Source organism: Stenotrophomonas maltophilia (assembly GCF_013464915.1).
GTDB lineage: Bacteria > Pseudomonadota > Gammaproteobacteria > Xanthomonadales > Xanthomonadaceae > Stenotrophomonas > Stenotrophomonas maltophilia_AT.
Genome location: NZ_RAVT01000033.1, coordinates 18,977 through 44,467, shown reverse-complemented (window position 1 = coordinate 44,467; position 25,491 = coordinate 18,977). Strand labels below are relative to the sequence as shown.

The window sequence follows — 25,491 nt, the reverse complement described above, 5'->3', positions numbered from 1 at the left end:
TTACTTGACCGTCTTCAGGTGCTGCTCGAAATCGGAGAAGGCCGGGCGCACGTTCGACGGCAGCGTCTTGCGGGCGAACTCCAGCGCGATCTTCGGGTTGTAGCCGCGCAGGCAGGCCAGCAGGGCGGTCTTCACCGATTCGTAGATGCGGCTGTCCTGTTCGGCGCGGGCTTCCATTGCCGCCGCCATCGGGCCGACGAAACCGTAGCCCAGCAGGATGCCCAGGAAGGTGCCGACCAGCGCGCCGGCCACGTGGCCGCCCACTTCGACGATGTCGCCGCCGATCGAGCCCATGGTGATGACGATGCCCAGCACCGCCGCCACGATGCCGAAACCGGGAAGTCCGTCGGCGACCTTGGTCAGCACCTGCGACGGCGCCATGGCTTCGGCGTGATGCTTTTCCAGCTCCAGTTCCAGCAGCGGTTCCAGCTCGTGCGGCTCGATGTTGCTGCCGATCATCAGGCGCAGGCAGTCGGTGATGAAGTCGATCAGGTGGTGGTCGGCCTGCACCTTGGGGTAGTTGCCGAACAACGCGCTCTCGGCTGGGCGCTCGACATGGTCTTCCAGTGCCATGAAGCCTTCGCGGCGCGCCTTGTTCAGCAGTTCATAGAGCAGGCTGAGCACATCGATGTAGTCCTGCTGCTTGTAACGCGGGCCCTTGAACACGCCCACCATCGCCTGCAGGGTCTGCTTGACCGTCTTGGCCGGGGTGCCGACCAGGAACGCACCCAGCGCGGCGCCGCCGATGATGACCAGTTCGTAGGGCTGCCAGAGGGCACCCAGGCGGCCATGTGCACCAAGGTAGCCGCCCAGCACGCTGATGATGACGACCAGGAATCCAACGATGATGAGCATGGCGCGACGCAAGGAGAGGGGATATCTCCTTGTCGGCCCGTCGCCTGGTTTTCTGAAGAGGGAATTCTGTGAAATCGGTCAGCGGGGTGTTTCAGCCCGCCACGCCGGCCTCGGCACCGCCACGCTGCAGTGGATCGGGCCAGGGCTCGCCATTGCCGGTGAACGAAAGTGAGACGGAATTCAGGCAGTGGCGCTCATAGGTGGGCGGCGGACCGTCCGGAAATACGTGGCCGAGGTGGCTGCCGCAGCGTGCACAGGTGATCTCGGTGCGCACCATGCCGTGGCTGGTATCGCGGATCTCGCGCACGTGCGCCGGATCGAACGGGGCAAAGAAGCTGGGCCAGCCAGTGCCGGAATCGAACTTGGTACTGGAGCGGAACAGCGGCAGCGCACACAGCCGGCAGCAGTAGACGCCCTCGCGCTTGTTGTCGAGGAACACTCCGCAGAACGGTGCCTCGGTGCCGTGCTGCAGCAGTACGCGGCGCTCCTCGCTGCTGAGGCCGGCGACCAGCGCCTCGGTCTGGGTGGCAGTGGGGGGCGTCAGATCGAAGGCAGTCATGGCGGCGCTCCGTGGGGTCGATGGCCTGGGGATGCGGAAAAACGTGGGGGTGATGGCGCGACCTTGCAAGTGTGATGGCCGTTCATGGGCGGCACACAGGGGGTGGCGCATGGTAAAGACGATCCACGCCGGAGCGTGCCATGAAATCGCCCCTTCCCCTGTTGCTGATCGCCCTGCTGCCTGCGTTGGCGCTGGCCCAGGTGCCGACCGCCGATCCGACCGCCACCCGCAGCAGCACCACCGTGGCGCCCACCCCGGTGGCACCGCCGCCACAGGCCGCACGCCCGCAGCCGCAGGTACTGCCCTCGCCGCAGCCGGCGCAGCCGATCAAGTCCACGGGGCCGGCCCAGGTCGCGCCGACGCCGGTACCGAAGCCGGCCGACAAGGTCTATGACCGCAACGGTCGCATCATTCCCGGCGTGCGCCCGGCCGGTCCCAACCGGGTGTTCGATTCGCGCACCGGGCGTTATCTCGACAGCGTGCCGCAGGGCGACGGCCAGCAGATCCGGTAAGCCCGCGCCGCGCGCTGCGGCGCAGCTGAACCTCCGAAAACAACCGCGTGCCGATCACTGCTTTTTCGCCTGCGATTAACCGTTCCGGGACCACCGTGGCCGTGCGCCGGCATTCCGCCGCCGCATGTCCTTCGTCCACTGGATCGCGATCATGAAAAATCAGCAGAACCGTCATCCCGGCAAGGAACCGCAGGGCCGCAACCCGCAGCAGCAGCAGCAACAGCAGCAACAGCAGCAACAGATGGAGCCGCAGCAGTCGCACAAGGGTGGCAAGCAGCAGGAGCAGCGCTCGCAGAAGCATCCGCAGCAGCGCTGACGGATCCGGGGTCAGAGCCCGCGTTGCGGGATCTGACCCCACCCCCGCAGCAGCCTCAGTCCGGAATCGGCAGGCTCAGCGTTTCCTTCACCTCTTCCATCACGATGTAGCTCTTCGATTCACGCACGTGCGGCAGCGTCAGCAGGGTGCTGCCGAGCAGCTTGCGGTAGGAGGCCATTTCGCTGATCCGCGCCTTCAGCAGGTAATCGAAGTCGCCCGACACCAGGTGGCACTCCAGCACGTTGGGCAGCTTCAGGGCCGCGCGCCGGAACTCCTCGAAGATGTCGCCGGACTTGTAGGCCAGGCTGATCTCCACGAACACCAGCAGGCTGGCCTTAACCGCTGCAGGGTCCAGGTGGGCGTGGTAGCCGGTGATCACGCCCTCGCGCTCCAGCCGGCGCACGCGCTCGGTGCATGGGGTGGTGGACAGGCCGACCCGTTCACCCAGTTCGGTGAAGGAAATGCGGCCTTCGGCCTGCAGGATGCGCAGGATCTTGCGGTCGATCTTGTCCAGTTCACGGGTACGGGTGGCCATGGCCGTCAACCTTGGGGAATGAATTGCAGGAGAACATCCTGCCGGTTGATTGCAAATCAGGCAAATCAACTGGTATCGGCTGTCTATACTTCCCCAATTATGGTCCCGGCACGCTCCAGTGCAGGGAATGATCGGGTTGGAGAAGTCCCATGCGAGTCCTAGTTCTCGGCAGCGGCGTGATCGGCACCACCAGTGCCTGGTACCTGCGACAGGCCGGGTTTGAAGTCACGGTCATCGACCGCCAACCCGGCCCGGCGCTGGAGACCAGCTTCGCCAATGCCGGCCAGCTGTCGTTCGGCTACACCTCGCCGTGGGCAGCCCCGGGCGTGCCGAAGAAGGCGATCGGCTGGCTGTTCGAGAAGCACGCGCCGCTGGCGATCCGCCCGGGCATGGACCTGGCCCAGTACCGCTGGCTGTGGCAGATGCTGCGCAACTGCACCCACGAGCGCTACGCGATCAACAAGGCGCGCATGGTGCGCATGTCCGAGTACAGCCGCGACTGCCTGAACGAGCTGCGCGCGCAGATCGGCATCGAATTCGAAGGCCGCGACCTGGGCACCACCCAGTTGTTCCGCACCCAGCAGCAGCTGGACGCCTCGGCGCAGGACATCGAGATCCTGGCCCAGTACGGCGTGCCGTACGAGGTGCTGGACCGCGCGGGCATCATCCAGGCCGAACCGGCCCTGGCCCACGTCGATGGCCTGGTCGGCGCGCTGCGCCTGCCGCGTGACCAGACCGGCGACTGCCAGCTGTTCACCCGCCGCCTGGCGCAGATGTGCGTGGATGCCGGCGTCGAGTTCCGTTTCGACCAGGACATCACCGGCCTGGAGTTCGACGGCGACCGCATCACCGGCGTGCGCATCGACGGCAAGCTGGAAACCGCGGACCGCTTCGTGGTTGCACTGGGCAGTTACTCGCCTGCGCTGGTTGCACCGCTGGGCATGCGCCTGCCGGTGTACCCGCTGAAGGGCTACTCGCTGACCCTGCCGATCACCGACGCGGCGATGGCACCCACGTCGACCATCCTCGACGAGAGCTACAAGGTGGCGGTGACCCGCTTCGACGACCGCATCCGCGTCGGTGGCATGGCCGAAGTGGCCGGCTTCGACCTGTCGTTGTCGCAGCGTCGCCGCGAGACCCTGGAACTGGTGGTCAGCGACCTGTACCCGAAGGGCGGCGACCTGTCGCGCGCGCAGTTCTGGACCGGCCTGCGCCCGGCCACGCCGGACGGCACGCCGGTGATCGGCGCCACGCCGTTCCGCAACCTGTACCTCAACACCGGCCACGGCACGCTGGGCTGGACCATGGCCTGCGGCTCGGGCCGCTACCTGGCCGACCTGATGAGCGCGCGCCAGCCGCAGATCAGCACTGAAGGTCTGGATATTTTCCGCTACGGCCAGTACGGTCACGCGCCGCAACACGAGAACCGCACATGCGTCCTGCCCGCGCGCTGATCGATCTGGGCGCTCTGCGCAGCAACTACCGTCTCGCCCGTGAACTGGGCGGTGGCAAGGCCCTGGCGATCATCAAGGCCGATGCCTATGGCCATGGCGCGGTGCGCTGTGCCCAGGCGCTGGAAGGCGAGGCCGATGGCTTCGGCGTGGCCACCATCGAAGAGGCGCTGGAACTGCGCCAGGCCGGCATCCGTGCGCCGATCCTGCTGCTGGAAGGCATCTTCGAACCCAGCGACATGGCGCTGGTGGCCGAGCATGATTTCTGGTTCGCCGTCGGTTCGCCGTGGCAGCTGGAGGCCGTCGCCGCCTTCGACAGCCCGCGCCCGTTGACGGTGTGGCTGAAGCTGGACAGCGGCATGCATCGCCTCGGCCTGGACGTGGACAGCTTCCGCGCGGCGCATGCGCGCCTGTCAGCGCTGCCGCAGGTCGAGCGCATCGTGCTGATGACCCACCTGGCACGCGCCGACGAGCTGGACAGTGAGCGCACCCATGAACAGGCCACGACCTTCGCCCGCGCCATCGATGGCCTGGAAGGCGAGACCAGCGTGTGCAATTCACCCGCGCTGCTGGGTTGGCCGGACGTGCGCAGTGACTGGGTCCGCCCGGGCCTGATGCTGTATGGCGCCAACCCGCTGCCGGACAACACGGCACTGACCGAGCGCCTGCGCCCGGTGATGACGATGCAGTCGAAGGTGATCGCCGAGCGCTGGATCGAGGCCGGTGAGCCGGTCGGCTATGGCGCCCGCTTTGTCTCGAAGGCACGCACGCGTGTTGGCGTGGTCGCGCTGGGTTACGCCGATGGCTACCCGCAGTTCGCACCGAACGGCACGCCGGTGCTGATCGACGGCCAGCCCGGAGCCCTGATCGGCCGCGTGTCGATGGACATGCTGACCGTGGACCTGACCGCGCATGCGCAGGCCGGCATCGGCAGCGTGGTGGAACTGTGGGGCAGTGCACCGACGCTGTCCGAGCTGGCGCCGCGCTGTGGCGTGAGTGCCTACCAGCTGCCCTGCGCGGTCAAGCGCGTGGCCAAGGTGTACGTGTAGAGCCGAGCCCGCGCTCGGCTCTGGTAGCCGTTGACCTTGGCCGGTACCGTGAATGCGTGTCGACCAAGGTCGACACCTGCCGATGGGCCTTACCGCGCAGCGGTCGCCTGGCTGGCCAGCTGGCGCTTGACCCAGTCATCGATCAGGCGCTTCTCGTAGCGCAGGGGATCACTTTCGCTCTTCAGCCCAACGTTGTGCAGGTAGCCGGTGTCACTCAGGCGCGCGTCACCTTCACTGACAATGCGGCCGCTGGCGTCCTTCAGCGTGTACTGCAGGGTGATCCGCGGTGGGTAGATGTCGCGCATGATGCGGATGTCGCGCCCGCGCGGGCCATGCCACGGCTCGTAGTCACCGGCCCGCTTGATGTCGACCAGGGTCACATCCAGGGTCTGCCCCGGTTGCAGGGGTTTGGCGGCAGTGGTCTGCACGTAGCGCGCCAGCTGCTGGACCCAGTCGCCGCGTTCGGCCTCGAAGCGGTTGCTGCTCTGGCGGATCTCGGTGAATTTGGCCGGATCGTCCCACTTCACGCTGACCGGGCCATCGGCCTGCAGCGCACGCGGGGCTTCCGGATCGGTCACCGCGCGTGGCGCAGCGTTGGCGCCACCTGCCACGAGGGCACTGGCCAGCAGAAGGGCGGCAGCAAGTGAGCGGTTCATGACGGTCTCCTGCATCCCCTGAGGGGGACAATATTGATCACGGATCGAGTGTGATCCCGCTCCCGGGCAACGGCAATGGCCGAATGCGTCATGCGCAAGAGTGGTTGCCGCCAATTCATCGTCGTCAACCCTGACTGACGGCGCTTGACGCTGTGAATACGCTCTCTGGAAGATGCTGTGCCTCCAATCCGGCCCGTCCAGACGCCCTTGTCCACACTGCCGCCCCTAGTTGAGCGCCCACCGATGATGGTGCCGGCGCCCGAACCCGACCTGCATCATGGCGTGCTTGAGCGCATCAACGCTGGTTTCTGCGTGATCCAGGTGCTGTTCGAGGGTGACCGCGCGGTGGACTACCGTTTCATCGAGGTCAACGACGCGTTCGAGCGCCACACCGGCCTGAAGGACGCGCGCGGCCAGCGCATGAGCCTGCTCGAGCCGCACCACGAGCAGGACTGGTTCCGCATCTACGGCGAGGTCGCACGCAGCGGTCGCCCCGCCCAGTTCGAGATGGAAGCGCGCGCGCTGGGCCGCTCGTTCGCGGTTGACGCGGTGCGCGTGGGCCGGCCGGGCGAGGACAAGGTCGGCATCCTGTTCTTCGACATCACCGCGCGCAAGCAGATGGAAGTGGAGCTGGGCGAAAGCGAAGCCCGCTTCAGCGCACTGGCCGATGGCCTGCCGATGCCGGTATGGGTGCTCGACGAGCGCGGCCACGCCCGCTTCGTCAACAGCGCCTTCAGCGAGTTCTTCGGTGGCGACGAAACACGCGTTCCGGAAGATGTCTGGCGCGGCCTGGTGCATCCGGACGATGCGTCGGTATTCGAGTACGAGCTGCAAGAAGCACTGAGGGCGCAGCGTTCGATGCATGCGCTGGTACGCGCGCGGCGCGCCGATGGCCAGTGGCGCTGGCTGGAGATGAACGCGCGCCCGCGCTTCTCGCGCATGGGCCGCTTCATCGGCCTGGCCGGCAGCAGTCCGGACGTGACCGAGCGCCGCGAGATCGAACTGGCACGCGAGGAACTGCTGCAGTCCGAGCGCGCCGCGCGCAGTGCCGCCGAGAACATGGCGCGGCTGAAGGACGAATTCCTGGCCACGCTGTCGCACGAACTGCGCACGCCGCTGACCACCATCCTCGGTTGGAGCGAACTGCTGCTGCAGCGGGTGGACAACACCAGCCCGCTGTACAAGGGCCTGAACGTGATCGCCAACAGCGCCGGCGCGCAGAAGCGGCTGATCTCGGACATGCTCGATCTCAGCAGCATGCTGCTGGGCAAGGTACAGCTGGAGGTGGAAGTGCTGGACCTGCGCACGCTGCTTGGCGAAGCCATCGGCGCGCAGGAACTGGTGGCCGAGGGCAAGGCGCTGGACGTGCACCTGCAGTTGCCCGAGCAGCCAAGCCCCGTGCTCGGCGATGCCACCCGGCTGCAGCAGGTGTTCTGGAACCTGCTGTCGAATGCAATCAAGTTCACCCCGGCCGAAGGCCGCATCGACGTGCAGCTGCAGGCCGACGGCAACCAGTGGATGATTACGGTGCGCGATACCGGTGATGGCATCGCACCGGAGTTCCTCAACCACCTGTTCAGCCGCTTCCGCCAGGCCGATGGCACCACCACGCGCCGCCATGGCGGCCTCGGCCTGGGCCTGGCGATCGTGCAGCAGCTGGTCGAACTGCACGGCGGCACCGTTGCCGCCGCCAGCGAAGGCCATGGCCACGGCGCCACGTTCACCGTGCGCCTGCCCCAGCACCTGCCGGATGCCGAGCGCCGGCCGCTGCGCGAAGTCATCAGCGGGCCGATCCTGGAGCCGGTGATCGTCGAGCCGTATCCGCTGCGGGGCATGCATGTGCTGGCGGTGGAAGACCAGCCGGAGGTGCTGGAATACCTGCGCCGCATGCTGGAAGAGCAGGGTGCCAGCGTGTCGGCGGCCAGTTCGGCCGGCGAGGCACTGGCACTGCTGGCCGACACTGGCCATCTGCAGTACCACGTGATGCTGACCGACATCGGCATGCCGGGCATGGATGGCTATGGGCTGGTGCGCACGCTGCGCGAGGACATGGGCGTGGATGCGGCGATGCTGCCCGCGGTGGCGGTTACTGCGCTGGCGCGTGCCGATGACCGCCGTCGTGCCTTGGCGTCGGGCTTCCAGGAGCATGTGGCCAAGCCGTATTCGGTGGCGCAGCTGGTGGCCGCGGTGCGCAAGGTTCAGGTGCCGCGCGCCGACAGCGCGCTGCACTGAGCATTCACGGCCGATCGGCGACCCTGCACGCAGGAGGTCGCCGATGTCCCGTACAGCTCCCCGCATCCACACCGACCCGGCGCAGATCGCGCGCCTGGAAGCCCTGCTGCCGCAGCTGGAAGGCGAAACGCAGGTGGAACTGACCCTGCACGATGGCCGGCGCCTGCTCGGCACGGTGGCGGTGAAGCCGACCGTGCAGCAATACCGCAACGACGCCGGTGATGAAGGCAGCAACGGCCAGCTGCGCCTGGATGACTACGACACGCCGGTGCAGCAGCACCATGTGTGGCTGGACGAGATCGCCAGCGTCAACCGCCTGCCACCCAGGGCGCCTTGATCCGATGTAGAGCCGAGCCCACGCTCGGCTGCGCCGTCGCCCGAGCGTGGGCTCGGGCGCTACAGATGTGTCAATGCTCGAACAACGTCGGCGTCGCTTCGAAACGGCGTGCATAGGCGCGCTCTTCCGCGACCCGCGCCACCTCGTCGTCGGCCAGGTCCGGCGCGCCGTACACCGCATAGGCCACGCTGCCGTCGGCGCCATGGCCGACCTGGTGCAGCCGGTAGCGCGAGTGGCCGCCGCCGGTGTCCTCGGGGTAGTGCACGGGCGGATGGCTGCCTTCCAGGTCCATTTCACTGTTGTCGACCACGCCACCGACGAACAAGGCTCGCATGCAGGTTCTCCTGGGTTTCCGGGGGGGAGCCTCTACCCTGAACGTTCCAATGTTGCTGGCGGATCAAGGCCCCGTTCGGGTTTCGCAAAGCGGCCTGGCGGGGCCGACCCGGCCAAGCCGGTACAATGGACGGCCCCCACGCTTGAAGTACCCGCGCCGATGGCCTCCAGCGACGACGCCCCCCTGCAGACCCTGTTCCTGCCGTTCTCCCAAGGTGCCCTGCGCTGGCCGGAGGGCCCGGTGGCCTTCCTGCGTGCCCGCGACGGCTGGCCGTTGCGCGAGGCGGCGGGTAGCCGCGAGGTGCACTGCGAGCAGAGTTTTGCCCCGTTCGCGCAACCGCTGCAGCAGGCTGCCGGCTGGACCGTCAGCGGCCAGCTGGACGATGCCGCCGGCAAGGGCCGCTACCCGCTGGTGCTGGTGCTGCCGCCGCGCCAGCGCGAAGAAGCCCGTGCACTGTTCGCCCGCGCGCTGGCCCTGGTCGCCGACGGCGGCCGCATCGTTGCCTGCCAGTCCAACAACGAAGGCGCGCGCTCGGGCGAGGGCGACCTCAAGCAGTTGACCGGTCTCGGTGGCAGCCTGACCAAGAACCACTGCCGCGTGTACTGGACCTCCCCGCTGCAGGGCCAGCACGATGCCGACCTGGCCAAGCGCTGGTCGGCGCTGGATGCGGTGCGCCCGATTGTCGGGGGCCGTTTCCTCAGCCGCCCGGGCGTGTTCGCCTGGGACCGCATCGACCCGGCGTCGGCGCTGCTGGCCGAGCATCTGCCGGCCGACCTGGCCGGGCGTGCAGCCGACCTCGGCGCAGGCTACGGCTACCTGTCGCGCGAGCTGCTGGAGCGTTGCCCGAAGATCACCGCGCTGGACCTGTACGAGGCCGAGCAACGTGCGCTGGCGCTGGCCGAACTGAACCTGGCACCGCCGCCGCGCCCGCTGCCGCTGCGCTTCCTGTGGCAGGACGTCACCGCCGGCATCGAGCCGGGCTACGACGTCATCATCAGCAATCCGCCGTTCCACACGCCGTCGCGTGCCGACCGCCCCGACATCGGCCAGCGCTTCATCGCCGTGGCCGCACAGGCGTTGCGCCCGGGCGGGCGCCTGTACGTTGTGGCCAACCGCCACCTGCCCTACGAATACACGCTCAACGAGAGCTTCGGCGCGGTGCGCGTGGTCGCCGAGCGCGATGGCTTCAAGCTGGTGGAAGCAGTGAAGGGCAAGGGCCGATGAAACTGGTCAAGCACATCGCCAACCTGGGCTATGGCAGCCGCAAGCAGGTGCAGTGGATGTTCCGCGAGGGACGCGTCACCGACGCCGAGGGCGAGGTGCTGTACGCCGACGACCAGGTGCCGCACGAGGCCATCCGCGTTGACGGCGAACCGCTGGATCCGCCGGTGGGGCTGTCGATCGCGCTGCACAAGCCGGCCGGCTACACCTGCTCGACCAAGGACACCGGCCGCCTGATCTACGACCTGCTGCCAGCGCGCTTCCGCGACCGCGATCCGGTGCTGTCCACGGTGGGCCGCCTCGACCGCGAGACCAGTGGCCTGCTGCTGCTGACCGACGATGGTGGCCTGCTGCACCGGATCATCTCGCCGAAGTCGAAGCTGCCCAAGGTCTACGAAGTGGAGCTGAGCGACGACCTGCGCGGCGACGAGGTGGCCCTGTTCGCCAGCGGCACGCTGATGCTGGAGTCCGAGAAGACGCCCCTGCTGCCGGCTGAACTGGAAGTGCTGGATGCGCGCCGCGCGCGCCTGGTGTTGCACGAAGGCCGCTACCATCAGGTACGCCGCATGTTCGCCGCCACCGGCAACCACGTGCAGGCCCTGCATCGCAGCCGCGTTGGCGGGCTGGATCTGCAGGGGCTGGACGAGGGGCAATGGCGGCAGCTCACTTCCACCGATCTGGATACGCTGTTCGCTCCATGACCACCATTGCTGCGCTGCCGTTCCTCCCCGACGCCGTCATCTTCGACATGGACGGCCTGATGATCGACAGCGAGCGGGTCTCGCTGGCCTGCTGGAGCCAGGCCGCCGACGAGTTCGGACTGGGCCTGGATGAAACGGTGTTCCTGCGCATGGTCGGCCTCGGTGATCGCGATACGCACGCGCTGCTGCGTGCGCAGGGCATCGAGGACAGCGTGATCGAGGCGGTGGCCGCGCGCTGCCACGAGCTGTATGAAGCACGCACGCAGACCGGCCTGCCCTTGCGGCCGGGCATCCTGGAGCTGCTGGAACTGCTGAAGGCGCATGCGATTCCGCGCGCGGTGGCGACCACCACGCGGCAGCCGCGGGCCAACCGCAAGCTGGCCGCTGCCGGCCTGCTGCCGTACTTCGATGCGGTGATCACCAGTGGTGACGTGGCACGGCCGAAGCCGGCGCCGGATATCTACCTGCTGGCCGCACAGAAGCTGGGCCAGGCGCCGGAACGCTGCCTGGCGCTGGAGGACTCACCGGCCGGCACGCGGGCCGCACTGGCGGCTGGCATGACCGTGATCCAGGTGCCGGACCTGGTGCATCCGGATGAAGAGCTGCGCGCACTGGGCCACCGCATCGTCGGCTCGCTGCTGGACGCGCACACGTTGCTGCTGCCGCTGCTGCCGAAATAACCGGTAGGTGCCGACCGTTGGTCGGCACACCCCAATGCCCCGGTGGGTGCCAACCTTGGTTGGCACACCCCTTCCAATCACACCCGCCCGAACACCAGCGCGGCATTGGTGCCGCCGAAGCCGAAGCTGTTGGACATCACCGTATCCAGCTTCTGCTCACGGCTCTGGCGCAGGATCGGGAAGCTCTCCACCTTCGGGTCCAGCTCGCCGATGTTGGCCGAACCGGCGACGAAGCCGTCGCGCATCATCAGCAGGCAGTAGATCGCCTCATGCACGCTGGCCGCACCCAGCGAGTGGCCGGACAACGCCTTGGTCGACGACAGCGGCGGGACTGCATCGCCAAACACTTCGCGGATGGCGTTGAGCTCGGTGACATCGCCCAGCGGGGTCGAGGTGCCGTGGGTGTTCAGGTAGTCCAGCGGGCGATCGACGCCCTGCAGCGCCATCTTCATGCAGCGCACCGCGCCTTCACCGGACGGAGCAACCATGTCGGCGCCATCGGAGGTGACGCCATAGCCGATCAGCTCGGCATGGATGTGCGCACCGCGGGCAACCGCGTGGTCGTAGTCTTCCAGCACCAGCATGCCGCCGCCGCCGGCGATGACGAAGCCGTCGCGGTCCTTGTCGTACGGACGCGAGGCGCTGGCCGGGGTCTCGTTGAAGCTGGTCGACAGTGCGCCCATCGCGTCGAACATCACGCTCATCGACCAGTGCAGGTCTTCACCGCCGCCGGCGAACATGATGTCCTGCGCGCCATGGCGGATCATGTCCGCTGCGGCGCCGATGCAGTGCGCCGACGTCGCGCAGGCGGCCGACAGCGAGTAGCTGACGCCCTTGATCTGGTAGGCGGTGGCCAGGCAGGCCGAGACGGTCGAGCACATCGTGCGCGGCACCATGTACGGGCCGACCTTGCGCACGCCGCGCTCGCGCAGCAGATCGACCGCGCCGATCTGCCATTCGCTGGAGCCGCCACCGGAGCCGGCGATCAGGCCGGTACGCAGGCTGCTGACCTGCTCGGTGCTGAGGCCGGCATCGGCGATGGCATCGCGCATGGCCAGATAGGCGAAGGCCGCTGCGTCGCTCATGAAGCGCTTCTGCTTGCGGTCGATCAGCGCGTCCAGATCGAGATCGACGCGACCGCCGATCTGGCTGCGCAGGCCGGCCTCGGCATGGTCGGCCAGTGCGGTGATGCCGGAGCGCCCTTCACGCAGCGCGGCCGAAACGGTATCCAGATCATTGCCGAGGCAGGACGTGATGCCCATGCCGGTGATGACGACGCGACGCATCAGAAGCTCCCGGTTTCAGTGAACAGGCCGACGCGCAGGTCGCGCGCGCTGTAGATCTCGCGGTCATCCACGTACATGCGGGCATCGGACTGGGCCATCACCAGCTTGCGGTTGATGACGCGGCTGATGTCGATCTCGTAACGCACGAGCTTGGCATCCGGCAGTACCTGGCCGGTGAACTTCACCTCGCCACAGCCCAGCGCGCGGCCCTTGCCGGGGGCGCCCAGCCAGGTCAGGAAGAAGCCGGTCAGCTGCCACATGGCATCCAGGCCCAGGCAGCCGGGCATCACCGGGTCGCCGATGAAGTGGCAGCCGAAGAACCACAGGTCCGGGCGGATATCCAGTTCGGCGCGTACCATGCCTTTGCCATGCGGTCCGCCGTCCTCGCGGATGTCGGTGATGCGGTCGAACATCAGCATCGGGTCGTTGGGCAAACGGCCGGCGGCGGTGCCGAACAGTTCACCGCGTGCGCTGGCCAGCAGCTGTTCGCGGTTGAACGCGTGGAGACGGGTCATGAAGCACAATCCTGGAAGCGAAGAACAGGGAAACAAGCGCCCGAGAATGCCCGTGGAAACTGCGCCGATCAAACATTTCAACCGTACGCAACCGTAGTGTTTTCAAGGGAATATGCGCATCCTGTTGATGTGCAACGACCATACTTCGGCGTGTGGCCCACCCGGCCCGGCCCCGCCTTTTCCACCTGACATGACCCGACTGCGCAAGATCATCCACGTTGACATGGACGCGTTCTACGCGTCGGTGGAGCAGCGCGACGATCCGTCACTGCGCGGCAAGCCGGTGGTCGTGGCATGGCGTGGCGCCCGCTCGGTCGTATGCGCGGCGTCCTACGAGGCGCGCGTGTTCGGCGTGCGTTCGGCGATGCCTGCCGTGCGTGCCGAGCGCCTGTGCCCGGACGCGATCTTCGTGCCGCCGGACTTCGCGCGTTACAAGGCGGTGTCACAGCAGGTACGCGCGATCTTCCTGCGCCATACCGACCTGGTCGAGCCGCTGTCGCTGGACGAGGCCTACCTGGACGTGACCGAGCCGAAGAGTGGCATCGAACTGGCCACCGACATCGCCCGCACCATCCGCGCGCAGATCCGCGAGGAAACGAACCTGACTGCTTCAGCCGACATCGCGCCAAACAAGTTCCTGGCCAAGATCGCCTCGGACTGGCGCAAGCCCGACGGCCAGTTCGTGATTCCGCCGCAGCGCGTGGATGCGTTCCTGGCACCGCTGCCGGTGAACCGCGTGCCCGGTGTCGGCAAGGTCATGGAAGGCAAGCTGGCCGCGCGCGGCATCGTCACCTGCGGTGACCTGCGGCAGTGGGCGCTGATCGACCTGGAAGAAGCATTCGGCAGCTTCGGCCGCAGCCTGTACAACCGCGCACGCGGCATCGACGAGCGGCCGGTGGAACCGGACCAGCAGGTGCAGTCGATTTCCTCGGAGGACACCTTCGCCGAGGACCTGCTGCTGGAAGACCTGACCGAGGCCATCGTGCAGCTGGCCGGGAAGACCTGGAACGCCACGCGCAAGACCGAGCGCATCGGCCACACCGTGGTGCTGAAACTGAAGACCGCGCAGTTCCGGATACTGACCCGCAGCTTCACCCCGGAGCGCCCGCCGGAATCGATGGAAGAACTGCGCGACATCGCCCTGGCGCTGCGCGCGAGGGTGGACCTGCCCGCAGAGACCCGCTACCGCCTGGTCGGCGTCGGGCTAGGTGGCTTCCGCGAAAAGGAGCCGGTGGTGCAGGGGGAATTGTTCGAGCACGAAACGAACGATTCCACATCCATCTGATCGTCAAAGACGGGGTCAGAGCCCGTTGCGCAGCAACGGGATCCGACCCCAGCAGATCGCGAAAATCTGTCGAAGGCGGGGTGGGTCCGGTTGCGGCGGCGTGAGCGCCATGGATGGCGCGACCGAGCCTCCATGGACGGATTCACGGCGTCCCCCGCAACCGGCCCCACCTCGCCCACCCTCAGGAAACCAGCTTCTGCCGTTGCTGTTGCCTCTGCGGGTGCAGGGCGCAGCCCTGCAAAAGAAAACTCCCTACTTCATGGCCACTGCATCTCGCCCTTGGCCACCTTCGCACTCAACTCCAGCGACGCCACGCCTGCCAGCTTCGGGTAGCGGGCCTGCATCGCCTTCACCAGCGCCGCACTGTCCTTGGCCTTGGCCGTTTCAACATCGAAGGCGCGGATGTAGTCTGCGGTGAAGCGCAGCGCACTGGCATCCAGCGCCGCACCCGGCGCGTAATGCCCCGGCACCACCACCTTCGGCTTCAGCGCCTGCAACCGCTGCAGGGTCTGCAGCCAGTCGGCATGCGATTTCGGTGTCTGCGTATCGGCCATCCACACGTGTTCGCCGGCCACCACTGGAATACCACCGACGATCGCGCGCAGCGACGGCACCCACAGCACCGTGCGGTCCGGGGTCGGGCCGTCCAGGCCGATCAGCGGCAGGCGCTGGCCTTCCAGCTGCAGGGCGTCACCGTCCAGCACCTGCGGCACCACGATGCGTGCCGGCACGTCTGCACCCATCTTCGGCCCCCAGTAGGCCAGCTTGCCGGCCTGGCTCTGCTGGATGTGGGCAACGGTCTGCGCGGTGGCGACGATGCGTGCCTGCGGGAAGGCATCCTGCAGCGTGGCCAGGCCGAAGTAGTAATCCGGATCGCCGTGGCTGATGTAGATCGTGGTCAGCTGCTTGCCGCTGGCACGGATCAGCCCGACCAGCTTGCGCGCGTCGCTGGCGCCGAACTGCGCATCGACCAGGATCGCGTCATGGCGGCCTTCGATCAGCACCGAAGACACCGAGAACATCGCCTGCGGGCCCGGATGGAAGGTCTGCAGGTGCAGCTGGGATCTGGTCGCCGTGGCCGGCGTCGGGGACGAGGCCGATGCAGCAAGCAACGGCGCACTGGTGAAGGTGGCGGCCAGGGCGAGGGGAAGCAGCAGGGCAGCGGTACGCATGGGGCATTCCTTGTGGCGGACGGCGAGCCGAGCGTGGGCCTGGCTCTACAGGTGGGTAGCGCCGGGCCATGCCCGGCGGCCTGGCATCAATACGCCGCGGTGATGATCTGCTTCGGGTACTGGTGCGCTTCCAGCTCGGCGACGAACGCGGCGCCGTAGTCGGCGTAGCTGATGCGGCTGTGGCCGCTGGCGTCGGCCAGGAAGGCCCTGGGCTGCACGCGGTACTGGCCGCGCTCTTCGCCCGGGCCGATTTCGGCGGCCGGCGAGAAGAAGGTCCAGTCCAGGTCGTCCACCGCCTGCAGGCGATTGAAGGCTTCACGATGGGCCAGCGCGTACGGCTTGTAGGCCTCCGGGAAGTTGGGGGTATCGACCAGCTGCACGCCCGGCGCGACTTCCAGGCTGCCGGCGCCACCGACCACCACCAGGCGCGGTACACCGGCCTTGCGCGCGGCGGCGGCCAGCTGCGCGGCCACTTCGCCGACGCGGCCGATGTCATCGCCCGGACGCGGGCCATAGGCGCTGGCCAGCACGTCGTGGCCGGCGATGGCGGCGACCAGGGCATCCGGGTCATCCAGCGAGGCGATCACCGGATGGGCACCGGCCAGTTCGGCCGGAAGATCCTGCGCGCTGCGCACGATGACGGTGAGTTCGTGGCCGCGGGCCAGCGCGTGGCGGGCGATCTGGCGGCCGATGTTGCCGGTGGAACCAACGAGGGCGATCTTCATGGCAGGACTCCGTGGGGCGGTGTGGGGTGGGAATGGGGCCACTCTAGGCCGCTGCAGTCGCTCGAAAAACAGCGTATAACGCGCTTGTTTGTTGCATGGATCGAGCATATGGACCGATTGACCGCCATGACCGTGTTCGTCGAGGTGGCCGAGCGCGGCAGTCTCACCGCCGCCGCCGAGGTGCTGGACATGTCGCGGGCGATGGTCACCCGCTACCTGGCCGAGGTCGAGGGTTGGCTGGGCGCGCGCCTGCTGCACCGGACCACGCGCCGGGTCAGCCTGACCGGGCCCGGCGAGGCGGCGCTGGTGCGATTCCGGCAGATGCTGGCCATCGGCGAGGAACTGCAGGGTGAGCTGGCCAGCGACGATCCCGAACCGCACGGCACGTTGCGGGTGACCGCCAGCGTGTCGTTCGGGCAGAGCCACCTGGCGCGGGCGGTGGCCGCTTTCGTCGCACGCCACCCGGCGGCGCGCATCGAACTGCTGCTGGTCGACCGCACCGTGAACCTGGTGGAGGAGCGCGTGGACCTTGCGGTGCGCATCGCCCGCCAGATCGACCCCAGCCTGATCGCACGACGGCTGGCCACCTGCCGCTCGGTGCTGTGCGCGACGCCGTCCTACCTGCAGGCACGCGGTACGCCTACCGCACCGGAACACCTGGCCGCGCACAACTGCCTGACCCATCACTACGTGGGCAAGAGCCTGTGGCAGCTGCACCGCGATGGCCGTTCACTGTCGGTGGCGGTGGGCGGCAACATCAGCGCCAACGAAGCCTCGCTGCTGCTGGAAGCGGTGCGTGCCGGCGCCGGCATCGCCATGCTGCCGACCTACCAGGTGGCGCCGCTGCTGCGCAGTGGCGAGCTGATCGAACTGCTGCCCGGATTCAGTCTGGACGAACTCGGCATTCATGCCGTGTACGCATCACGGCGCCAGCAGCCCGCTATCATGCGGCGATTCCTGGATTTCCTGGGCGAGTGCTTCGCCAGCCCGGCCTTCCAGGATCTGGATTGGCGCCCACCGGGCAAGGAGAACACATGAACCATGGACAGGCCTTGATCGACCACAACCGTGCTGCCTGGGACCGCCAGGCCAGCGAAGTGCGCGAATGGTCGCGCCCGGTGGAAAGCTCAACGATTGCCGCCGCGCGCGATGGCCGCTGGCAGGTGCACCTGACCCCGCGCGCGCTGCCGCTGGACTGGCTGGGTGATGTGCGCGGCCGCCGCATCCTCTGCCTGGCCTCGGGCGGTGGCCAGCAGGCCCCGGTGCTGGCGGCGGCCGGGGCGGAGGTGACCGTGTTCGATCTGTCCGATGGCCAGCTCGAGCAGGATCGTCAGGTGGCGGCGCGTGATGGCCTGCAACTGCGCACGGTGCAGGGCGACATGCGCGATCTGCACGCCTTCGCCAACGACAGCTTCGATGTGGTGTTCCACCCGATCTCCAACCTGTACGTGCCTGACGTCCGGCCGGTGTGGACCGAATGCCGCCGCGTGCTGGCGCGCGATGGCATGCTGATGGCCAGCTTCTACAACCCGGTGCTGTTCGTCGGTGCGCGCGATCCGCAGCTGGATGCACAGGGCCTGATCCGGCCGCAGTACGCCATTCCCTATTCGGATCTGGAAGATCTGCCACCGGCCGAGCGCGAGGCGAAACTGGCGCGGGGCGATGCGCTGACCTTCGGCCACAGCCTGACCGAACTGATCGGTGGCCAGCTCGATGCCGGCTTCGTCATCGATCGCTTCATGGAAGACTGGCAGCCGCAGCCGCGCTTCCTGATCGACCGTTACCTGCCCACGTTCCTGGCCACGCGCGCGCGCAGGATCGGTTGAGGCAGGGCTGCCCAAAACACTGCGGCGTACAATGGACGGCCCCACGTCATGCAGGTGCTGTCCCTTGTCGTATCCGTATCCGCTGGTCGTGTTCGACCTCGATGGCACGCTGGTCGACAGCGCTGCCGATATTGCCGAAGCGCTGAACCGCACGCTGGAGGACATCGGCGTGGCGCGCGTGCCGGAAGCCACCGTGCTGGGCTGGATCGGCGACGGTGTGCGCCGCCTGGTCGAACAGGCGGTGCATGCCGCTGGTCGTGAGGTCGACCTGGCCGAGGTGATGCCGGTATTCATGGTGCACTACCGCGAATGCCTGCTGCGCAGCCCGCGGCTGTTCGATGGCGTGGGCGAAGCGCTGGCGCAACTGCGTGCGCGCAACGTGCCGCTGGCGATCTGCACCAACAAGCCCGAAGCACTGGTGCCGCCGCTGCTGCAGCACCTGGGCATCGGTGATGCATTCGCGCTGGTACTGGGGGGGGATTCGCTGCCGCAGCGCAAGCCCAGCGGTGAGCCACTGCGGCACATCGCCGCGCACTTCGGGCTGCCGGTGGAGTCCTGCCTGATGGTGGGTGATTCGTTGACCGACTACCGCGCCGCCGAAGATGCCGGCATGCCGATCGCACTGGTGCGCTACGGCTATCCGCGCGGCCTGGACCTGGCCACCGCGCATGCGGTGGCGGTGATCGACGACCTGCGTGAGTTGCCGGGGTTGCAGGGCTGATGCAACGGACATTCCTGGTCGCCGGGCGGTAACCCGGGCCGACGCAATGGGTAGTGCCGGCCGCCGGCCGGCAATCTGGAATGCGTTGCCGAAGATCACGATGTTGCCGGCCHGCGGCCGGCACTACCATGACCGTCGCGCTCACTTCGGCTGGTAACGCACGCTCAACTGGTACTCGCGGCCGGGCTGGTTGAACCACGCCACGGTCTCATACCTGCGGTCGAACACGTTGGCGGCACGCGCCAGCAGCGACCATTCCGGCGTCAACGCGTACTCGGCGCGCAGGTCCAGCGTACCGTAGCCGCCGACCTTCACTGCGTTGGCGGCATCGTCATAGCGCTTGCCCGCACCCTGCACGGTAAGGCCGGCGCGGAAGTCGCCGAAGCGGCGGTCGATGTCCAGGCGCGCGGTCTGCTGCGCGCGGCGCGGCAGCCAGTTGTCGAACTGGGTGCTGCCGCCGGTGCGGTTGCGCGGGTCGGTATAGCTAAGCTGCGCGTTGATGTCGAAGCCGGCCAGCAGCACGCCACCGGTCAGTTCGGCACCGCGGATGCGGGCCTTCTCCACCTGCTGCATCTTGAAGGTCGCCGCATCGTAGGTGATCAGGTCATCGATGCGGGTTTCATACACGTCCAGGCCCCAGTGCCAGCCCTGGCCCTGCTGCGAAACGCCCAGGTTGGCACTCTTGGACTTCTCCGGGTTCAACGTCGGCACGCCGCTCCACGGGTCGTACAGGTCGCTGAAGGTCGGTGCCTTGAAGGCCGTGCCGTAGCTGGCATTGACGCGCAGACCGTGGCCCAGGTCCATGGCCCAGCCAACGCTGCCGGTGGCGTGGTTGCCGAACTGCTGGTTGTCGTCGTTGCGTGCGCTGGCCTGCAGCTGGTGGCGGCCGAAGCGGCCCTGGTACTGCACGAACACGCCGGTGTTGCGGCGGCTGTCGACGAGGTAGCCCGCGCTGCTGCCATCCAGGTTGTCTTCGCTCCAGTCCACGCCTGCGCTCAGCAGCTGGCCTTCGGCCACGCCGAAGTCGCCCTGCAGCGAGGCGCTGTCGCGGTGGGTCTGTGCGCTGCCACGTGCACCGAAGTCGCCGAAGTTGTCCGACTCGTTGTCACTGCGGCCGACGTTGGCGGTGAATGCCAGGCGCTCGGACGGGGTGTAGCGCACTTTGCCGGCCAGCACCTGCTGGCGGGTTTCCGAATAGTTGTAGTAACCGTCGTAATGGTTCCTGCCGTCGGCGCGCAGGGCGCTGCCTTCCACGTTCCACTGGTCGTTGAAGGTGTAGCCACCGCGCAGGCTCTTGGACAGGTTGCGGTAGCCGTCGCGGTCGGGCTCGTCGGCGAAGCAGCCGGCGAACAGCGTGGCCGAACCGCGGCAGGCATCGATGCCGTCGGAATGCTGGTAGGCGATGTCGGCACCGAACCAGCCGCGCTCGGTACCACCGCCAATGCCACCGCTGGCTTCGCGCAGGCCGTTGCTGCCACCGCCAAGCTGGAAGTGCGGGGCGAAGTCACCCTGGTTGCGGCGGGTGAAGATCTGGATCACGCCACCGATGGCGTCGGCGCCGTACAGGCTGGACTGCGGGCCGCGCACGATTTCCACGCGTTCGATCTGCGCCAGCGGCAGGTCCTGGTACATGGCCAGGCCGAGGTCGGCGCTGTTGATGCGCACGCCGTCAACCAGCACCACGGTGTGGCCCGAGTTGGTGCCGCGCAGGAACAGCGAGCTCTGCTTGCCGAGCCCGCCGGAGTTGGTCAGGTTGATGCCGGCGCGGCCACGCAGCAGTTCCTGCAGCGAGGTCGCCTGGCTGGATTCGATCTGCGCGCGGTCGATCACCTGTGCCGGCGCGATGCTGTCCTGCAGGGCGATCGGGGTGCGGGTGGCGGTGACCAGGATCTGGTCGAGCGCGGTGGTGTCCTCGTTGGCCTGTGCCAGCGCGGGCAGGGCGGCCAGCACGGCCAGGGACAGCATTCGGGACTGCAGCTTCATGGGGGACTCCAGGTGCCACGCACGCCCGCGTGGCGAAGGGGAGGAGCCGCGAAGGCAGGCACGCGCCGATGCCGCAGCGCACGCCACGGTCATCCAGCGCCATGCCCACCGCATCGCGACCTGAGGCTTCCGGGCCGGTCTCCGGGCTCGCCGCCGGGTGGCGCGAGGCCACCGTCCAGGCGCCTTCCCATGCCTGCGGCACAGTGGCGGTATTGCCTGGAACTGACGTGCTTACCGTTGCGGGGGCAGCGCCGGCATGGCGTGGAATCACGCGTCACCGGCTTCCCGTTTCAACCTGCCGGCCACGGCCGCAGGTCACCTGGAAGTGGGCGCAGTCTACGGCATCGCAGGCCGTCCCGTTGCGTCGCGCCTGCGCGACTGCCTTTGCTGTGCCTTTAGAATGGTTGCTCGATCCCGTGGTGCCGTTGCCGATGTCCGCCCGTTTTCCGCTGTACCTGCGTTGCCCGTCCGGGACGCGCGCATGATCCTCGACCTGGTCCGCCATGCCGGCAACGGCCGTGATGAGTTCCTTGATGGCCGCAGCGACCCACCGCAGCTGGCCGGCCTGCCGCAGGAGCTGGTCGAGGCCTATGCCGGGCAACGCTGGGAGCGGGTGATCAGTTCGCCGCGGCTGCGTTCGCTGCATACCGCCATGGCGCTCGCCACCCCGCGCGGGCTGGACGTTGAAGCGGACGAGGAATGGGAAGAGCTGGATTTCGGCGACTGGGACGGGCAATCGCTGTTCGACCTGCCGGAAGATGCGCTGGCCGCCTTCCACGCCGATCCGCATGCGTTCCCGCCGCCGAACGGCGAGAGCTGGGGCCATTTCGAGCGGCGCATCGCGCGCGCGCTGGATCGCCTGCTTGATGACGATGACCCGGTGCCGACGCTGGTGGTCAGCCACGGTGGCCCGTTGCGCATGGTGCTGTCGCAGGTCTGCGGTCTGCCGATGTCGCTGTGCTGGGCGCTGCGCATCGACCACGGCACGCGCCTGCGGGTGTGGCTGGAGCGTGGCGAGGTCGGGCTGGTGGGTGAGCTGCTGGAGCTGCAGCAGCCCTGATGGCACTCGCCGGGCATGGCCCGGCGCTACCGATCCCTCATCACAGTGGTAGTGCCGGCCGCTGGCCGGCATCCCCAGGAACGCGGAGGCTTCAATCCTCGTCGGCGTGCTCGGCCACGCTGTCTTCCGCGTCATCATCGGCATCGAAGCGCTGCTCATGCACCGGGCCCGAGGCCGGGCCAGCTGCCTTCAGCGGATGCGCAGCGATGCGCGCTTCGTAATCCTGCACCAGTGCTTCACGCTGTGGCTCGCTCAGCTCCTGCCAATGGCAGTCCAGCAATGCGCCTTCCAGCGAGTACAGCAGGTTCAGGCTGGGCTTGAAGCCAGCGCGCTTGACCTTCACGAAGGCGCCGACGGCTCCGATCGCGACCAGGTCGTCGCGGCTTCGCAGGCCGACCTGGCGCAGCCACGCCGCACTTTTCGGGCCGATGTTGCGCAGCTTCGGTGCGCTCATCCCAACGCCTCGACGAACACGCGGGCGATGGCTTCCAGGCCGGCCTGATCTTCTGCGTCGAAGCGGCCGACCTTCGGGCTGTCGATGTCGAACACGCCGATCAGTTCATCGCCGCGCAGTAGCGGCACCACCAGTTCCGAGCGCGAGGCCGAATCGCAGGCGATATGGCCGGGGAAGGCGTCGACGTCCTCCACGCGCTGGGTCACGCGCTGGCTGGCGGCGGCACCGCACACGCCTTTGTCCAGCGGGATGCGCACGCAGGCCGGCAGGCCCTGGAACGGGCCGACCACCAGTTCCTTGCCGTCGTACAGATAGAAGCCCACCCAGTTCAGGTCGGGCAGGGCATGGTAGACCAGCGCAGAGAGGTTGGCCGCGTTGGCGACGCGGTCGGACTCGCCGTAGACCAGGCCACGGGCCTGTTCCAGCAGCTGGGCGTATTGTTCCGGCTTGCTGCCGGTGAGCGAGGCATTGGCGAACATGCCCGCAGTCTAGCAAGCGCGCCGGGCCGGCGATAATGCACGCACTGTTGCCCTGTTGGAGCCCTCGATGCCGTTGCCCACCCCGCTGCCGCCGGCCCTGTTCATCACCGGCACCGATACCGAGATCGGCAAGACCGCGGCCAGCACCGCGCTGCTGCACGCGCTGCGCCGGCGCGGCCTGCGCGCGGTGGGCATGAAGCCGGTGGCCAGCGGCAGCGAAGACCTGGGGCAGGGCCTGCGCAATGAGGACGCGCTGGCGCTGCAGGCGGCCAGCTGGCCGGTACCGGACTACGCGGACCTTAACCCGTACGCGCTGCGGCAGCCGCTGGCACCGGAACTTGCCGCTGCCGAGGATGGCGTGCAGGTGGAGCTGGCGCCGATCGTGGCCGCGTTCGCGCGGCTGCGTGCGCAGGCCGACATCGTGGTGGTGGAGGGTGTGGGCGGCTGGCTGGCACCGGTCTCGGCTTCGCTGGACCAGCTCGACCTGGTGCGGGCGCTGCAGTTGCCGGTGCTGCTGGTGGTGGGCATGCGGCTGGGCTGCGTGAACCATGCGCGGCTGACCGCGCAATCACTGCAGGCCAGCGGCGTGGATTGCCTGGGCTGGATCGGCAACCACATCGATCCGGCCATGCAGCGCCAGGACGAGAACTTCGCCACGCTGCGGCAGCGCCTGCCGATGCCGTGCTGGGGGCGGCTGCCATTTCTGCCGGGAGCGAGCGGTGAGGCGCTGGCGGCACACCTGTTCGACGCCTGAATTGCTGAAACGCGAAATCGATGCCGGAGAGGGTAGAGTCGACTGTCAGTCGACTCGCGCGCGCAGCGCGGGATTTTCGGGCATCCGGTGCAGAGCAGTCGACTGACAGTCGACTCTACCAATCAATCAGCCCGCGCCAGCTCCCGCGCGATCGCACCCAGCCGTTCCACTGCACCAGTGAAGCGCGCATCCAGCGTCTGGCAGCACGACAGCCGCAGGCAATGCCGGTAGCGCGCGCCGCGTGAATACACCTGGCCAGGCATGAACACGATGTCCTCCCGCAGTGCACGCTCGAACAGCTCGCGCGTATCGATGCCCGGCAGTTCCAGCCACAGCAGGAAGCCGCCCTGCGGCTCGGTGGCACGGGTGCCGGCCGGGAAGTGTTCGGCCACCAGCTGGCGCAGCCGCCCGACCTGCTCGCGATAGAGGCGACGCATGCGGTGCAGATGGTGTTCGTAGCTGCCCGCTTCCAGGTACGCCGCCACCGCGTCGCCAAGCAGCTGCGGCTCGCCGCCGGTGGATTGGAACTTCAGCAGCGCGATGCGCTCGGCGAAGCGGCCGCCATCCAGCCAACCGATGCGATAGTCCGGCGCCAGCGTCTTGGAGAACCCGCCCACCACCATCACCCAGCCGTCGCGATCAAACGCCTTCAGCAGTGGCGCTGGCGGCTCGCAGAACTGCAGCTCGGCGTACACCGCATCCTCGATCAACGGCAGCTGGCGGGCATTGACCAGCTCGGCGAGGCGCTGCTTGGCGCCCATCGGCATGGTGCAGCCCAGCGGGTTGTGCACGGTGGGCATCACCACCAGCGCGGCCAGCGGTGTGTGTTCCAGCATCGCGTCCAGCGCATCGACATCCAGGCCGTGCTGCGGATGGGTGGGCAGTTCGATGGCCTGCAGGCCGAGGTTGGCCAGCAATGGGTACAGATTGAAGTAGGACGGTGCTTCGACGCCGACCGCGTCGCCGGGCTGGGTCACTGCACGTAATGCCAGCTGCAGCGCTTCCATTGCACCGTGGGTCAGCAGCAGGCGCTCGGCATGGGTGTGCAGGCCCATGCGCGGACCGCGGCGCACGATCTGTGCCAGCAGCCGCGGCGAACCATTCGGGCGCGCGTAGGTCTCCACGGTCTGCTGGCCATGGCGCAGTACCTGCGCGGTGTGCTTGGCCAGCTGCGCGCCGGGGTAGAACTGGCGACCGCGCGGGCCGGCGAAGGCCAGATCGATCACGCCCGGGCGGCGCTGTGCTTCAAGCACCCGGGCCATCAACACCTGCTGCAGCGGTGCGGTGGGTGCCGAGGGCACATCGCGCAACGACCGTTCCGGCACCGACAGCCGTGGCGCGACCTCGAAGCCGGCCTTGGGCCGAGGAATCACCAGGCCGGCGTCTTCCAGCTGGCGGTAGGCGGCGATCACCGTGTTCAGGCTGAGCCGGCGCTGCGACGCCATCTGCCGCAGCGAGGGCAGGCGGCTGCCTACCGGAAGCCGGCCGCCGTGGATGGCCTCGGCCAGTTCATCGGACAGCCGCTGGTAGCGGGGGGGAATCATCGAGGTCTGGTCATCTGTATCCATCGAATATCCCGCCATCTGGTGCTGTACCCATGATGATGACGAGCCTAGCATGTCGTTGTCGGCCGGGCCTGATCGGGGCACGGCCGGTACTTTCCAAGCGCACGGCTGGATGGCCGTGCGCCTTTTTTTGTGTAGAGCCGAGCCCATGCTCGGCTGCGCTTCCGCCAACAGCAGCCGAGCGCGGGCTCGGCTCTACAGAAGAGTGCCGCCGAGCGCCGGTCAGGC

General features: G+C 67.9%; 28 protein-coding genes and 1 riboswitch. Of the genes, 15 read left to right on the top strand and 13 right to left on the bottom strand.

Annotated elements, in window-relative coordinates; translation table 11 throughout:
- Both motA and msrB read right to left on the bottom strand, forming a co-directional pair.
- The gene (gene motA, locus D7T59_RS12560) at positions 1 to 855 is read right to left on the bottom strand and encodes a flagellar motor stator protein MotA (RefSeq protein WP_008264562.1); all 855 of its coding nucleotides are present in this window, start codon (positions 853 to 855) and stop codon (positions 1 to 3) included.
- 91 nt (positions 856 to 946) lie between these two features.
- Positions 947 to 1,414, bottom strand: a complete 468-nt coding sequence (msrB, locus tag D7T59_RS12555; RefSeq protein ID WP_049432331.1) for a peptide-methionine (R)-S-oxide reductase MsrB — start codon at positions 1,412 to 1,414, stop codon at positions 947 to 949.
- Between the two features lie 140 nt (positions 1,415 to 1,554).
- Here msrB and D7T59_RS12550 point away from each other — a divergent pair, with 140 nt between their 5' ends.
- Together D7T59_RS12550 and D7T59_RS12545 are read left to right on the top strand one after the other, a co-directional pair.
- Positions 1,555 to 1,926 (top strand): classical arabinogalactan protein 4, encoded by a 372-nt coding sequence (locus D7T59_RS12550; RefSeq protein WP_099552569.1) that lies wholly within the window; start codon positions 1,555 to 1,557, stop codon positions 1,924 to 1,926.
- A 124-nt stretch (positions 1,927 to 2,050) separates the two neighbouring features.
- Positions 2,051 to 2,242, top strand: coding sequence for a lana protein (locus D7T59_RS12545; RefSeq protein WP_180851324.1), 192 nt, complete (start codon positions 2,051 to 2,053; stop codon positions 2,240 to 2,242).
- 55 nt (positions 2,243 to 2,297) lie between these two features.
- Here D7T59_RS12545 and D7T59_RS12540 read toward each other — a convergent pair whose 3' ends face one another.
- Positions 2,298 to 2,777, bottom strand: a complete 480-nt coding sequence (locus D7T59_RS12540) for a winged helix-turn-helix transcriptional regulator (RefSeq protein WP_005407919.1) — start codon at positions 2,775 to 2,777, stop codon at positions 2,298 to 2,300.
- Positions 2,778 to 2,926: 149 nt separating this feature from the next.
- Between D7T59_RS12540 and D7T59_RS12535 the strand changes: the two genes are divergently transcribed.
- Together D7T59_RS12535 and alr are read left to right on the top strand one after the other, a co-directional pair.
- Positions 2,927 to 4,231 carry a D-amino acid dehydrogenase gene (locus D7T59_RS12535; RefSeq protein WP_164137394.1) on the top strand — a complete coding sequence of 435 codons (1,305 nt, stop codon included), beginning with the start codon at positions 2,927 to 2,929 and terminating at the stop codon, positions 4,229 to 4,231.
- A complete protein-coding gene (gene alr / locus D7T59_RS12530; RefSeq protein WP_180851325.1) occupies positions 4,210 to 5,277 on the top strand; it encodes an alanine racemase in 1,068 nt (355 codons plus the stop codon). Before D7T59_RS12535 ends, alr begins: the two co-directional genes overlap by 22 nt.
- Positions 5,278 to 5,366: 89 nt before the next feature.
- On the opposite strand, the gene D7T59_RS12525 is transcribed toward alr, so the two are convergent.
- Positions 5,367 to 5,933 carry a DUF3016 domain-containing protein gene (locus D7T59_RS12525; protein ID WP_164137392.1) on the bottom strand — a complete coding sequence of 189 codons (567 nt, stop codon included), beginning with the start codon at positions 5,931 to 5,933 and terminating at the stop codon, positions 5,367 to 5,369.
- 243 nt (positions 5,934 to 6,176) lie between these two features.
- On the opposite strand from D7T59_RS12525, the gene D7T59_RS12520 reads away from it, so the two are divergent.
- Both D7T59_RS12520 and D7T59_RS12515 read left to right on the top strand, forming a co-directional pair.
- The gene (locus tag D7T59_RS12520; RefSeq protein ID WP_180851326.1) at positions 6,177 to 8,165 is read left to right on the top strand and encodes a hybrid sensor histidine kinase/response regulator; all 1,989 of its coding nucleotides are present in this window, start codon (positions 6,177 to 6,179) and stop codon (positions 8,163 to 8,165) included.
- Between the two features lie 43 nt (positions 8,166 to 8,208).
- On the top strand, positions 8,209 to 8,502 hold the full coding sequence (locus D7T59_RS12515; protein ID WP_111202444.1) for a DUF3247 family protein: 294 nt from the start codon (positions 8,209 to 8,211) through the stop codon (positions 8,500 to 8,502).
- Between the two features lie 70 nt (positions 8,503 to 8,572).
- Here the strand turns inward: D7T59_RS12515 and D7T59_RS12510 are convergent, their stop codons facing one another.
- Entirely contained in the window at positions 8,573 to 8,836 is a 264-nt protein-coding gene (locus D7T59_RS12510; RefSeq protein WP_005407925.1) for a hypothetical protein, read from the bottom strand.
- A gap of 159 nt (positions 8,837 to 8,995) precedes the next feature.
- Here D7T59_RS12510 and D7T59_RS12505 point away from each other — a divergent pair, with 159 nt between their 5' ends.
- From D7T59_RS12505 to D7T59_RS12495, 3 genes are read left to right on the top strand one after another with little or no spacing between them, the layout of a single operon-like run.
- Positions 8,996 to 10,060 carry a class I SAM-dependent methyltransferase gene (locus D7T59_RS12505; RefSeq protein WP_180851327.1) on the top strand — a complete coding sequence of 355 codons (1,065 nt, stop codon included), beginning with the start codon at positions 8,996 to 8,998 and terminating at the stop codon, positions 10,058 to 10,060.
- A complete protein-coding gene (locus D7T59_RS12500; protein WP_164137388.1) occupies positions 10,057 to 10,758 on the top strand; it encodes a pseudouridine synthase in 702 nt (233 codons plus the stop codon). Before D7T59_RS12505 ends, D7T59_RS12500 begins: the two co-directional genes overlap by 4 nt.
- The gene (locus D7T59_RS12495) at positions 10,755 to 11,438 is read left to right on the top strand and encodes an HAD family hydrolase (RefSeq protein WP_180851328.1); all 684 of its coding nucleotides are present in this window, start codon (positions 10,755 to 10,757) and stop codon (positions 11,436 to 11,438) included. The genes D7T59_RS12500 and D7T59_RS12495 overlap by 4 nt, the downstream gene beginning before the upstream one ends.
- A gap of 77 nt (positions 11,439 to 11,515) precedes the next feature.
- Here the strand turns inward: D7T59_RS12495 and fabB are convergent, their stop codons facing one another.
- Complete coding sequence (gene fabB, locus D7T59_RS12490) at positions 11,516 to 12,724, bottom strand: beta-ketoacyl-ACP synthase I (RefSeq protein ID WP_164137386.1); 1,209 nt, start codon at positions 12,722 to 12,724, stop codon at positions 11,516 to 11,518.
- Positions 12,724 to 13,239, bottom strand: a complete 516-nt coding sequence (fabA, locus tag D7T59_RS12485) for a 3-hydroxyacyl-[acyl-carrier-protein] dehydratase FabA (protein ID WP_005415130.1) — start codon at positions 13,237 to 13,239, stop codon at positions 12,724 to 12,726. The genes fabB and fabA overlap by 1 nt, the downstream gene beginning before the upstream one ends.
- 190 nt (positions 13,240 to 13,429) lie before the next feature.
- Here fabA and dinB point away from each other — a divergent pair, with 190 nt between their 5' ends.
- A complete protein-coding gene (gene dinB, locus D7T59_RS12480) occupies positions 13,430 to 14,524 on the top strand; it encodes a DNA polymerase IV (protein ID WP_180851329.1) in 1,095 nt (364 codons plus the stop codon).
- A gap of 257 nt (positions 14,525 to 14,781) precedes the next feature.
- On the opposite strand, the gene D7T59_RS12475 is transcribed toward dinB, so the two are convergent.
- The gene (locus D7T59_RS12475) at positions 14,782 to 15,696 is read right to left on the bottom strand and encodes an MBL fold metallo-hydrolase (protein WP_180851330.1); all 915 of its coding nucleotides are present in this window, start codon (positions 15,694 to 15,696) and stop codon (positions 14,782 to 14,784) included.
- 86 nt (positions 15,697 to 15,782) lie between these two features.
- Positions 15,783 to 16,421, bottom strand: coding sequence for an NAD(P)-dependent oxidoreductase (locus D7T59_RS12470; protein WP_180851331.1), 639 nt, complete (start codon positions 16,419 to 16,421; stop codon positions 15,783 to 15,785).
- 108 nt (positions 16,422 to 16,529) lie between these two features.
- Between D7T59_RS12470 and D7T59_RS12465 the strand changes: the two genes are divergently transcribed.
- From D7T59_RS12465 to gph, 3 genes are all read left to right on the top strand, one after another.
- On the top strand, positions 16,530 to 17,459 hold the full coding sequence (locus D7T59_RS12465) for a LysR family transcriptional regulator (RefSeq protein ID WP_164137382.1): 930 nt from the start codon (positions 16,530 to 16,532) through the stop codon (positions 17,457 to 17,459).
- Positions 17,456 to 18,247, top strand: a complete 792-nt coding sequence (locus tag D7T59_RS12460) for a class I SAM-dependent methyltransferase (protein WP_005412139.1) — start codon at positions 17,456 to 17,458, stop codon at positions 18,245 to 18,247. The genes D7T59_RS12465 and D7T59_RS12460 overlap by 4 nt, the downstream gene beginning before the upstream one ends.
- Positions 18,248 to 18,311: 64 nt before the next feature.
- Complete coding sequence (gph, locus tag D7T59_RS12455) at positions 18,312 to 18,968, top strand: phosphoglycolate phosphatase (RefSeq protein WP_180851332.1); 657 nt, start codon at positions 18,312 to 18,314, stop codon at positions 18,966 to 18,968.
- A gap of 141 nt (positions 18,969 to 19,109) precedes the next feature.
- Here gph and btuB read toward each other — a convergent pair whose 3' ends face one another.
- Positions 19,110 to 20,951, bottom strand: coding sequence for a TonB-dependent vitamin B12 receptor (gene btuB / locus D7T59_RS12450; protein WP_164137380.1), 1,842 nt, complete (start codon positions 20,949 to 20,951; stop codon positions 19,110 to 19,112).
- Positions 20,952 to 21,066: 115 nt separating this feature from the next.
- Positions 21,067 to 21,289, bottom strand: a riboswitch (cobalamin riboswitch).
- A gap of 143 nt (positions 21,290 to 21,432) precedes the next feature.
- On the opposite strand from btuB, the gene D7T59_RS12445 reads away from it, so the two are divergent.
- Entirely contained in the window at positions 21,433 to 22,011 is a 579-nt protein-coding gene (locus tag D7T59_RS12445) for a histidine phosphatase family protein (protein ID WP_164137379.1), read from the top strand.
- Positions 22,012 to 22,102: 91 nt separating this feature from the next.
- On the opposite strand, the gene D7T59_RS12440 is transcribed toward D7T59_RS12445, so the two are convergent.
- Entirely contained in the window at positions 22,103 to 22,465 is a 363-nt protein-coding gene (locus D7T59_RS12440) for a TfoX/Sxy family protein (RefSeq protein ID WP_180851333.1), read from the bottom strand.
- Positions 22,462 to 22,944, bottom strand: coding sequence for a GAF domain-containing protein (locus D7T59_RS12435; RefSeq protein WP_049432275.1), 483 nt, complete (start codon positions 22,942 to 22,944; stop codon positions 22,462 to 22,464). The genes D7T59_RS12440 and D7T59_RS12435 overlap by 4 nt, the downstream gene beginning before the upstream one ends.
- A 67-nt stretch (positions 22,945 to 23,011) precedes the next feature.
- Between D7T59_RS12435 and bioD the strand changes: the two genes are divergently transcribed.
- Positions 23,012 to 23,698, top strand: a complete 687-nt coding sequence (gene bioD, locus D7T59_RS12430) for a dethiobiotin synthase (RefSeq protein WP_180851334.1) — start codon at positions 23,012 to 23,014, stop codon at positions 23,696 to 23,698.
- A gap of 122 nt (positions 23,699 to 23,820) precedes the next feature.
- On the opposite strand, the gene D7T59_RS12425 is transcribed toward bioD, so the two are convergent.
- Complete coding sequence (locus tag D7T59_RS12425; RefSeq protein WP_180851335.1) at positions 23,821 to 25,266, bottom strand: aminotransferase-like domain-containing protein; 1,446 nt, start codon at positions 25,264 to 25,266, stop codon at positions 23,821 to 23,823.
- Between the last annotated feature and the right edge of the window lie 225 nt (positions 25,267 to 25,491).

What these genes read in the sequence shown, in the direction of transcription:
- motA (WP_008264562.1), bottom strand. Translation starts at nt 855, where the DNA reads ATGCTCATCATCGTTGGATTCCTGGTCGTCATCATCAGCGTGCTGGGC.
- msrB (WP_049432331.1), bottom strand. Translation starts at nt 1,414, where the DNA reads ATGACTGCCTTCGATCTGACGCCCCCCACTGCCACCCAGACCGAGGCG.
- D7T59_RS12550 (WP_099552569.1), top strand. Translation starts at nt 1,555, where the DNA reads ATGAAATCGCCCCTTCCCCTGTTGCTGATCGCCCTGCTGCCTGCGTTG.
- D7T59_RS12545 (WP_180851324.1), top strand. Translation starts at nt 2,051, where the DNA reads ATGTCCTTCGTCCACTGGATCGCGATCATGAAAAATCAGCAGAACCGT.
- D7T59_RS12540 (WP_005407919.1), bottom strand. Translation starts at nt 2,777, where the DNA reads ATGGCCACCCGTACCCGTGAACTGGACAAGATCGACCGCAAGATCCTG.
- D7T59_RS12535 (WP_164137394.1), top strand. Translation starts at nt 2,927, where the DNA reads ATGCGAGTCCTAGTTCTCGGCAGCGGCGTGATCGGCACCACCAGTGCC.
- alr (WP_180851325.1), top strand. Translation starts at nt 4,210, where the DNA reads ATGCGTCCTGCCCGCGCGCTGATCGATCTGGGCGCTCTGCGCAGCAAC.
- D7T59_RS12525 (WP_164137392.1), bottom strand. Translation starts at nt 5,933, where the DNA reads ATGAACCGCTCACTTGCTGCCGCCCTTCTGCTGGCCAGTGCCCTCGTG.
- D7T59_RS12520 (WP_180851326.1), top strand. Translation starts at nt 6,177, where the DNA reads ATGATGGTGCCGGCGCCCGAACCCGACCTGCATCATGGCGTGCTTGAG.
- D7T59_RS12515 (WP_111202444.1), top strand. Translation starts at nt 8,209, where the DNA reads ATGTCCCGTACAGCTCCCCGCATCCACACCGACCCGGCGCAGATCGCG.
- D7T59_RS12510 (WP_005407925.1), bottom strand. Translation starts at nt 8,836, where the DNA reads ATGCGAGCCTTGTTCGTCGGTGGCGTGGTCGACAACAGTGAAATGGAC.
- D7T59_RS12505 (WP_180851327.1), top strand. Translation starts at nt 8,996, where the DNA reads ATGGCCTCCAGCGACGACGCCCCCCTGCAGACCCTGTTCCTGCCGTTC.
- D7T59_RS12500 (WP_164137388.1), top strand. Translation starts at nt 10,057, where the DNA reads ATGAAACTGGTCAAGCACATCGCCAACCTGGGCTATGGCAGCCGCAAG.
- D7T59_RS12495 (WP_180851328.1), top strand. Translation starts at nt 10,755, where the DNA reads ATGACCACCATTGCTGCGCTGCCGTTCCTCCCCGACGCCGTCATCTTC.
- fabB (WP_164137386.1), bottom strand. Translation starts at nt 12,724, where the DNA reads ATGCGTCGCGTCGTCATCACCGGCATGGGCATCACGTCCTGCCTCGGC.
- fabA (WP_005415130.1), bottom strand. Translation starts at nt 13,239, where the DNA reads ATGACCCGTCTCCACGCGTTCAACCGCGAACAGCTGCTGGCCAGCGCA.
- dinB (WP_180851329.1), top strand. Translation starts at nt 13,430, where the DNA reads ATGACCCGACTGCGCAAGATCATCCACGTTGACATGGACGCGTTCTAC.
- D7T59_RS12475 (WP_180851330.1), bottom strand. Translation starts at nt 15,696, where the DNA reads ATGCGTACCGCTGCCCTGCTGCTTCCCCTCGCCCTGGCCGCCACCTTC.
- D7T59_RS12470 (WP_180851331.1), bottom strand. Translation starts at nt 16,421, where the DNA reads ATGAAGATCGCCCTCGTTGGTTCCACCGGCAACATCGGCCGCCAGATC.
- D7T59_RS12465 (WP_164137382.1), top strand. Translation starts at nt 16,530, where the DNA reads ATGGACCGATTGACCGCCATGACCGTGTTCGTCGAGGTGGCCGAGCGC.
- D7T59_RS12460 (WP_005412139.1), top strand. Translation starts at nt 17,456, where the DNA reads ATGAACCATGGACAGGCCTTGATCGACCACAACCGTGCTGCCTGGGAC.
- btuB (WP_164137380.1), bottom strand. Translation starts at nt 20,951, where the DNA reads ATGAAGCTGCAGTCCCGAATGCTGTCCCTGGCCGTGCTGGCCGCCCTG.
- D7T59_RS12445 (WP_164137379.1), top strand. Translation starts at nt 21,433, where the DNA reads ATGATCCTCGACCTGGTCCGCCATGCCGGCAACGGCCGTGATGAGTTC.
- D7T59_RS12440 (WP_180851333.1), bottom strand. Translation starts at nt 22,465, where the DNA reads ATGAGCGCACCGAAGCTGCGCAACATCGGCCCGAAAAGTGCGGCGTGG.
- D7T59_RS12435 (WP_049432275.1), bottom strand. Translation starts at nt 22,944, where the DNA reads ATGTTCGCCAATGCCTCGCTCACCGGCAGCAAGCCGGAACAATACGCC.
- bioD (WP_180851334.1), top strand. Translation starts at nt 23,012, where the DNA reads ATGCCGTTGCCCACCCCGCTGCCGCCGGCCCTGTTCATCACCGGCACC.
- D7T59_RS12425 (WP_180851335.1), bottom strand. Translation starts at nt 25,266, where the DNA reads ATGGATACAGATGACCAGACCTCGATGATTCCCCCCCGCTACCAGCGG.